At 40.4% G+C, this 7,720-nt stretch carries 9 protein-coding genes and 1 pseudogene; 7 read left to right on the top strand and 3 right to left on the bottom strand.

From position 1 onward, the window contains the following. Positions 1-17: 17 nt before the first annotated feature. The 3 genes from QZ019_RS09915 to QZ019_RS08300 all read left to right on the top strand — a co-directional run bounded on the left by QZ019_RS09915 (position 18) and on the right by QZ019_RS08300 (position 1,653). Positions 18-242, top strand: a complete 225-nt coding sequence (locus QZ019_RS09915; protein WP_367119808.1) for a transposase — start codon at positions 18-20, stop codon at positions 240-242. A 102-nt stretch (positions 243-344) separates the two neighbouring features. Beyond that, positions 345-701: a hypothetical protein gene (locus tag QZ019_RS08305; protein ID WP_307761612.1), complete on the top strand. Its 357-nt coding sequence runs from the start codon at positions 345-347 to the stop codon at positions 699-701. Between the two features lie 454 nt (positions 702-1,155). After that, the gene (locus tag QZ019_RS08300) at positions 1,156-1,653 is read left to right on the top strand and encodes a GNAT family N-acetyltransferase (RefSeq protein WP_295484100.1); all 498 of its coding nucleotides are present in this window, start codon (positions 1,156-1,158) and stop codon (positions 1,651-1,653) included. Between the two features lie 66 nt (positions 1,654-1,719). Here the strand turns inward: QZ019_RS08300 and icd are convergent, their stop codons facing one another. Beyond that, positions 1,720-2,976, bottom strand: a complete 1,257-nt coding sequence (gene icd, locus QZ019_RS08295) for an NADP-dependent isocitrate dehydrogenase (protein ID WP_294565330.1) — start codon at positions 2,974-2,976, stop codon at positions 1,720-1,722. Between the two features lie 226 nt (positions 2,977-3,202). Between icd and QZ019_RS08290 the strand changes: the two genes are divergently transcribed. The 4 genes from QZ019_RS08290 to purB are packed head-to-tail and all read left to right on the top strand — an operon-like array spanning position 3,203 to position 6,839. Then, a complete protein-coding gene (locus QZ019_RS08290) occupies positions 3,203-3,664 on the top strand; it encodes an NUDIX domain-containing protein (protein ID WP_295484098.1) in 462 nt (153 codons plus the stop codon). A 3-nt stretch (positions 3,665-3,667) separates the two neighbouring features. After that, complete coding sequence (gene mnmA, locus QZ019_RS08285; protein ID WP_295484095.1) at positions 3,668-4,792, top strand: tRNA 2-thiouridine(34) synthase MnmA; 1,125 nt, start codon at positions 3,668-3,670, stop codon at positions 4,790-4,792. Between the two features lie 2 nt (positions 4,793-4,794). Further along, positions 4,795-5,460, top strand: coding sequence for a DUF489 family protein (locus QZ019_RS08280; RefSeq protein ID WP_294565339.1), 666 nt, complete (start codon positions 4,795-4,797; stop codon positions 5,458-5,460). Between the two features lie 11 nt (positions 5,461-5,471). Then, positions 5,472-6,839 (top strand): adenylosuccinate lyase, encoded by a 1,368-nt coding sequence (gene purB, locus QZ019_RS08275; protein ID WP_294565341.1) that lies wholly within the window; start codon positions 5,472-5,474, stop codon positions 6,837-6,839. A gap of 106 nt (positions 6,840-6,945) precedes the next feature. On the opposite strand, the gene QZ019_RS08270 is transcribed toward purB, so the two are convergent. Together QZ019_RS08270 and QZ019_RS08265 are read right to left on the bottom strand one after the other, a co-directional pair. After that, complete coding sequence (locus QZ019_RS08270; protein WP_295484092.1) at positions 6,946-7,359, bottom strand: PD-(D/E)XK nuclease domain-containing protein; 414 nt, start codon at positions 7,357-7,359, stop codon at positions 6,946-6,948. Between the two features lie 65 nt (positions 7,360-7,424). After that, a pseudogene (locus QZ019_RS08265) lies at positions 7,425-7,720 on the bottom strand (hypothetical protein); the annotation flags it as partial.

Here is a 7,720-nt window from a genome sequence, read left to right as displayed (position 1 = left end):
AATTTAATGCTGAGCTTATTGAGTTTGGCGGAGAAGAAGAGCACGTGCATTTATTAGTTTTAGTTCTGCCGAAATTTTCAATCTTTAAGATTGTCTTCAGGATCAAGGGAACATCTTCCATTACCATCCGTAAGCGTAAGTATCCTACCGTTAGAACTAAACTGAGGAGTAATGCGTTATGGACGCTATCTTTTTTTCCTCATTCTGCAGAGGTGCTCCGATATTATTCGGCAATATATTGAGCAGCAGAAAACGCTGGATTAAAAACAGAAGCTTCTCCTCACGATGATCTCCGCACTAAAAAACGGGGTTTTAGCCGCTGAGCTTTTTTTGATAAAAACCATCTGATAAGATGGATTAAGTATCTGACTAATTCTTCTCCTGAGGAAGTTATGTCCATAGCCCAAGAAGATCAAATCTTCGCTGATATTCTAGAGGCAGAAAAGATGTTTGTGCGTAATCGTGAAGAAATGCTCAAATATGAAGCTCGTGAGCGCTATGAGATGGATTGTGCTTCACTTAAAAGTGACGGAATAGAAGAAGGGAAACAAATCGGTCGTGAAGAAGGAGCTAAAAGTAAAACAATCCAAGTTGCAAAAAAAATGCTAAAACAAGGTTTAGATGACAAGTTAATTATGCTTTGTACAGAAATTTCTGAAACTGAATTATCCGATTTAAAGCAAAGATTAAAAGATAACTAATATATTGTTATTAAATATGTTTATTATAATGCTGTTCAACTCAACAGCATTATCCTAATAGGCTTAGAACATAATTCTAAAAACTTTATATTTTATTAAGTCAATAAGTGCTAAAAATGTTTGTACACAATCGTTAGGAAATGCTCAAAGTTGAGGGCCATGAACCTCACGAGATGGATTGTGCTTGACTTAAAAGTGACGGAATAGAAGAAAACAAACAAATAGCTCATGATGGAGAAACTAAAAGAAAAATAATCCAAATTACCAAAAAATGCTAAAACAAGGTTTAGATGACAAGTTAATTATGCTCTGTACAGAAATTTCCGTTCAAAAATTAGAATCAATCAAAAACACTATTTCTTTACAAAAAAAAATTTTCTTTTTTGCGACATAGATCGGTGCTTTTCCTCTAGTTCTATGCTGTATTACCTTCAAAGAACTAAAGGAGACGAATATGACTATAAGCGTACGCAAAGCGGATTTTAGTGAAATATTTAAAATTCGCGACCTTGCCTCCGTAACTATCCCTACTTCTTATCAAAACAATTTAACTACAGAGCAAATCGATTATCTGGAAGATTTTTTATATGCTCAGCAAACTTTAGCCGACAGTGAGCAAAGTAAACAAGTATTTTTGATTGCTTCTCTTGACGGAAAAGATTGTGCATACGGCTCTTTCACCAAAGAAGGTCCTGATTTATTCCATTTACAGAAAATCTTCGTAAATCCCGATGATCAGAAAAAAGGACTGGGCTCTGCATTTTTTAAAGCATTGCTTCAAGAAATCTCAAATGAACATCCCGAACCTTGTGATATAGAACTTAATATCAATCATCATAACCAAGGTCTAAAATTTTACGAAAAAATGGGCATGAAAGAAGTTCGTATCGTGAACTTTGATATCGGAAACGGCTTTATTTTTACGCAAAAAGTTTTGGCAATCAAAAACTAAAAAAAATCCTCCATTCAAATAATCAAAAGATTGGAGGATTTTTCAATTAAAAGTTAATCGGATAATTTACATCTTGGAAATTATTTCATCTCCGAATTCTTGAGTGGTAACTTGAACAGCGCCTTCCATCTGCGCAGCAAAATCTGCAGTTACCCTCTTACCGGCGATGGCTTCTTCCATTCCCTTAATTACCAGATCGGCAGCCTCATCCCAACCTAAATAACGCAGCATCATTTCAGCTGACAATATTATAGATCCGGGGTTTGCAAGACCTTTTCCGGCAATAGTAGGAGCAGTACCGTGAGTAGCCTCGAAAATAGCTACGCCGGTACCGATGTTTGCACCCGGTGCAATACCGATACCGCCAACCTGAGCGGCAAGAGCATCGGAAATATAGTCGCCGTTTAAATTCATGGCTGCGACTACATCATAATCAGCCGGATATAACAGAATATTCTGTAAGAAAGCATCGGCAATAACGTCTTTTACAACAATCTTATTACCGGTCTTAGGGTTGGTGAAAGAAACTTTGCCCTTTTCATCAGCTACAGCACCAAACTCTTTTGCCGCTAACTCATAACCCCATTTCTTAAAGGCACCTTCGGTAAATTTCATGATATTGCCTTTATGAACGATGGTTACGCTCTTACGATCATGATCGATAGCGTACTCGATAGCAGCACGGATCAAACGCTCGGTTCCTGCTTTTGACATGGGTTTTACGCCGATACCGCAATGTTCGGTAAAACGTATTTTCTTAATTCCCATTTCGTTTTCCAGGAAATCTATCAGCTTCTTTGCTCCCTCTGAATCGGCTTCCCACTCAATTCCGGCATAGATATCCTCGGCATTCTCACGGAAAATTACCGTATCAGTAAGCTCAGGATGCTTTACGGGACTGGGCACGCCTTTAAAATAGCGAACAGGACGCAGACAAATATATAAATCAAGGGTCTGACGTAAAGTTACGTTTAAAGAACGGATCCCGCCGCCTACCGGGGTAGTCAAAGGACCTTTGATGGCAACATGGTAGTCTTTAATAAAATCTAAAGTTTCATCAGGCAGCCATACATTTTCACCATAAACTTCAGTACTTCTTCCGCCGGCAAAAATCTCCATCCATGCAATTTTCTTCTGGCCGGAATAAGCTTTTTGTACTGCAGCATCTATTACTTTACGCATCACCGGAGAAATGTCGGCACCGATACCGTCGCCGCGAATAAAAGGAATAATAGGATTATTAGGAACGGTAAGCTTTCCGTTTGCATCTGCTGTAATTTGTTTTCCGTCAGCAGGAACAACGACTTGCGACTTAAAGGTCATATTAAAAACTCCTCAAAAAACTAGAGGAATTTTAACAAAAGCAAAGAGATTGAGCACGAAAATCTTGCTTTTACGCCATATTGATTCAATTGCAAACATATCCGTGTTTTATCATTGCAAAAATTCCGTAGTACTCCTGATAGCAGCGTTTTCCTCTGACTAAAGATGTTTTTTACTATTTATCCCCAAGATATATTAAAATAGCTTGTTTAGGAGAAAATTTAAGATGTCAGAACGTTTTAAGCCTTTTACAACCGTTGCTTTAATTATTGAACACGAAGGCCGTTTTTTGATGGTAGAAGAAAAAAACGAATTCGGGGCTACGGTATTCGGTATGCCTTCAGGTCATATTGACGCAAAGGAAGGTATTATTGAAGCCGCTCTTCGCGAAGGCTATGAAGAAACCGGATGTGAAATTGAACTTAAGGCACTTACCGGTATTTATGATTACGTAAAAGATTATGAAACCATTTACCGTTTCTGTTTTTCAGCTACATTAAAACAAGTGCCTGAAACCTTTAAACCTCACGATCCTGATGGGGAGATCCTTGCCGTACGCTTTTATACTAAAGAAGAAATATTCAATCAAAAAGAAGCATGGAGAACCCGTCTTGTTGGCTTATGCATGAATGATTATCTCAATCATCAAGCATTCCCCTTATCTCTTATTGAAAAAGTGGTGCCTTAATTTATGGAATTTGATCCGACTATTCCTTATAAAGAACTGCAAGGCGCTCATGTCGTAATCGGTCTGTCAGGCGGCGTTGACTCTTCTCTTTCTGCCGCTTTACTAAAAGAAAACGGACTGAAAGTTACCGCTTTATTCATGAAAAATTGGGAAGAGGACGACACTGATACCGTCTGCGCGGCTGCAGCCGATCGTGAAGACGCCCAAAAAGTCTGCGACAAGCTCGGAATAGAGCTTAAAACCATAAATTTTGCAGCCGAATACTGGGATCGGGTCTTTGAAAACTTCTTAAGCGAATATCAGGCAGGACGTACTCCTAATCCTGATATTTTATGCAACAAGGAAATCAAATTTAAAGCCTTTTTCGATTATGCCTTAACCGATCTGCATGCGGATTTTATCGCGACGGGTCACTATGCGCAAAGAAGCTTTAACGATCCTCTTGCGGCCCATTTATTAAGATCTGTTGATAAAAATAAAGATCAAACTTACTTTTTGCATGCAATAGGACCAAATGTCCTGCATAAAGTTCTTTTCCCCGTCGGCGCCATAGAAAAGCCGCAGGTGCGTTTAATGGCAGAAGAGCGGGGACTTGTCACGGCAAGGAAAAAAGACTCTACAGGAATTTGCTTTATCGGCGAAAAGCGTTTTCATGAGTTTTTACAGCATTATCTGCCGGCCCATAGCGGTCCTATCATTACCGTTGACGGACAAGTAGTCGGAGAACATGACGGATTGATGTTTGCCACTATAGGCCAAAGAAAAGGACTGCACATAGGCGGAAGTAAAGACGGCTCCGGAGAGCCTTGGTATGTAGTCGATAAAGACATCAAAAACAATGCCCTTATCATTGCCCAGGGACATAACCATCCGGCTCTTTATTCAACTGGACTTATGGCACAAAACGAAACCTGGCTTGTTAAAGCGCCGCAAATGCCGTTTAAGTGCACCTGTAAAATCCGTTACCGTCAGCCTGATGTAAACTGTACCGTATACCGTGAAGGTAATGAATTAAAAGTACTTTTTGACAACAAGGTTGCAGCTGTAGCTCCGGGTCAGTCCGTTGTTTTCTATCAAGGCTCTGAATGCTTAGGCGGCGCTATTATCAACACAGCAATTAAGGAGTAAACATGGCCAATATTAAAGACGAAACTCTTGCTCTTGCTGCTTTGTTTCAGTCTTGCACGCAGATTCAGCGCGTTGCCCGATCAGGATACGTTGATCAGCACGCGGCAGCTGCAGTGCTGCGCGGCATAATCGTTACCAATCCGCAAACCTGTGAAGATATTTATCATCCGTCCAAATTATTGGTCGGATTCCGTCAAATCGTTTCTTCTCTTGGCGGTAACGGTGCAGAAAAATCAGCACAAACTCTGGAAATAACCAAAACCGCATTTAAACTTATAAGCCTTGAACTTGCGATCGAGAAAAACGCCGAAATTTTCAATCGTCTCGGCAGTCAAATCGATGAAGTAAGATCACAAGTGCTTACACTGCATCCAGAATATGAAAACGCCGATCCGTCAGTTGTCATGGATCAAGCATGCATTAAAATGTTTGCCGATCTTTACTCTTCAATAATAAGCCCTAATTTCCCTAAACTTATTATTTTCGGCGAAGAAGAATATTTACAGCGTATTGATAATCAGGAACTGATTCGTGCGCTGCTGCTTGCCGCCATCCGCGCTATTGTCTTATGGCGCCAGGTCGGAGGCAGAAGACGCTTTTTCATTTTCCGCCGCAAGGCAATCATCGAATACGCCCGTCAAGGTGCATCGTCAAACGGTATTAATTAATCGAGGTATCTATGAAATTATCCCCATTAAGCGCAATCTCCCCTTTGGACGGCCGCTATGAGTCTAAAGTCGCTGCTTTGCGTCCTATATTCTCAGAATACGGACTGATGCGTTTTCGCGTACAGGTAGAACTTACTTGGCTGAAAAAACTTGCCGCCTGCCCGCAAATAAAGGAAGTTGAACCTTTTTCTCCTGAAACAATCGCCTTTATTGACGACATTATCAAAAACTTCTCTGAAGAAGATGCTCAAAATATTAAGGATCGCGAAGCGGTAACCAATCATGACGTAAAAGCCGTTGAATACTTCCTTAAGGATAAAACCGCATCCAATCCTGAAATTTCCAAAGCACGTGAATTCATTCACTTTGCCTGCACTTCAGAGGATATTAACAATAACTCTCACGCATTGATGCTTAAAACCGCTCGTGAAGAAGTTTTGCTTCCTACAATTGATGCCGTTATTGACGCCATCACCGAGCTTGCTCACAATTACGCGGATTTACCTCTTTTAGCCCGCACTCACGGCCAGCCTGCCTCTCCTACCACCTTAGGTAAGGAAATGGCCAACGTCGTATACAGAATGCGTCGTCAGCGCAATCAAATCGCCGCAGTTGAAATCATGGGCAAGATAAACGGAGCCGTTGGCAATTACAACGCTCACTTATCTGCTTACCCTGACGTAGACTGGTTCCAATTTTCAAAAGAGTTTGAAGAAAGCTTAGGTCTTACCTTCAATCCTTATACCACTCAAATCGAACCTCACGATTACATTGCCGAGCTCTTTAACGCACTGCAGCGTTTTAACACTATCCTTATTGACTTTGATCGCGACATTTGGGGCTACATTTCTTACGGTACCTTTACCCAGAAAACTGTCAAAGGCGAAATCGGCTCTTCAACCATGCCGCATAAAGTCAACCCGATTGACTTTGAAAATTCAGAAGGCAATTTAGGCCTTGCCAACGCGATTTTCGCCCATTTGGCTGCAAAACTCCCTATTTCACGCTTCCAGCGCGATCTTACCGATTCCACCGTATTGCGTAACTTAGGCGTTGCCTGCGGTTATTCATTGCTGGCTTGGAAGTCGACCTTAAAGGGAATTGCCAAATTACAGGCCAATCCTCAGCATACCGCTGATGAACTTAACAACAACTGGGAAGTTTTGGCAGAGCCTTATCAGACCGTAATGCGCCGCTACGGTATCGCCAATCCGTATGAGAAATTAAAGGAATTAACCCGCGGTCATGCAGTTAATAAAGAAACCATGCTTAAATTCGTTGATTCTTTGGAAATTCCCGAAGAAGCCAAAGCAAGATTGCGCGAGCTTACTCCTGCAACCTACATTGGCCGTGCCAAGACCTTTGCTAAAGATATTTAATTTTTAGCTTAATTCTCTTCCTTAAGGCCTCAAAATTTTTTGAGGTCTTTTTGTTTTGCCGTTAAAACCATAAATAACAGTAAAAAATGACTAAATGAGCACAAAACTAGCTGCACTCTTCAATCGCGACAACTTCACGCATCGGTTCATGCTCATCGTCTTTATTTTGATTGACGATAACTACGACTAAGGTCACTACTTCCTTGACAGTTAGTCTTGTACTGTATTTCTTGTTCTTAATTTGCTGTTTGGCCTCTTCAATCTTTACTTTGACGTCATCTGCTTTTCCGATAACTTTAAACTCGCAGATATAAAGCCTATCGTCATCCTCAAAGCATAAATCGCTTCTGCCAAGCGCAGTTTGATATTCAGTATAGGTGTTGTAGCCAATTAGCTGCAATATCACCTTATATACGTCACGAAAAGCGTATTCTTTAAATGCACTCACAATTTCATAGGAAAATTCATTTAAGATTTTATTAAATTCTTCTTTAAGCACTTTAAAGTCATTTGCATCCAATGCCGCTTTTACTTTTTTACCATAAAAAGCACTTATTTGCGCTGCGGTTTTAGATGTAAGTTTATTTAAGATAATTTCGGCAAAGGCTTTTTAACCTCAAGATTGGGCAGACCCACTTCAAGATAATTAAAACCGGTATCTTTAATCGTGAAATAGCCTGCCTGATACAAAATGGCAAAGAACGGGAAATCTTTATCCTCAATACTTGAGATGCTTGGTGACAATTCGGCTGTGCTTGTCGCAGTAGTAAAATCAAGATCTAAATAATCAACAAGCTCGGTCTTTTGTATCTTCTTATTGATAAAAGTATTTAAATAATTTACTAAAAGCGACGGCTTCGCTCCTCCCGTCTCCAGCCAGT

Origin of the sequence: uncultured Succinatimonas sp., assembly GCF_905203285.1 — a bacterium.
Taxonomy (GTDB): Bacteria; Pseudomonadota; Gammaproteobacteria; order Enterobacterales; family Succinivibrionaceae; genus Succinatimonas.
The sequence above is the reverse complement of the archived record's forward strand: the minus strand, read 5'-3'. Positions and strand labels throughout refer to the sequence as shown.

Coding starts and splice junctions, on each gene's coding strand:
- QZ019_RS08300 (WP_295484100.1), top strand. CDS start 1,156: ATGACTATAAGCGTACGCAAAGCGGATTTTAGTGAAATATTTAAAATT.
- icd (WP_294565330.1), bottom strand. CDS start 2,976: ATGACCTTTAAGTCGCAAGTCGTTGTTCCTGCTGACGGAAAACAAATT.
- QZ019_RS08290 (WP_295484098.1), top strand. CDS start 3,203: ATGTCAGAACGTTTTAAGCCTTTTACAACCGTTGCTTTAATTATTGAA.
- mnmA (WP_295484095.1), top strand. CDS start 3,668: ATGGAATTTGATCCGACTATTCCTTATAAAGAACTGCAAGGCGCTCAT.
- QZ019_RS08280 (WP_294565339.1), top strand. CDS start 4,795: ATGGCCAATATTAAAGACGAAACTCTTGCTCTTGCTGCTTTGTTTCAG.
- purB (WP_294565341.1), top strand. CDS start 5,472: ATGAAATTATCCCCATTAAGCGCAATCTCCCCTTTGGACGGCCGCTAT.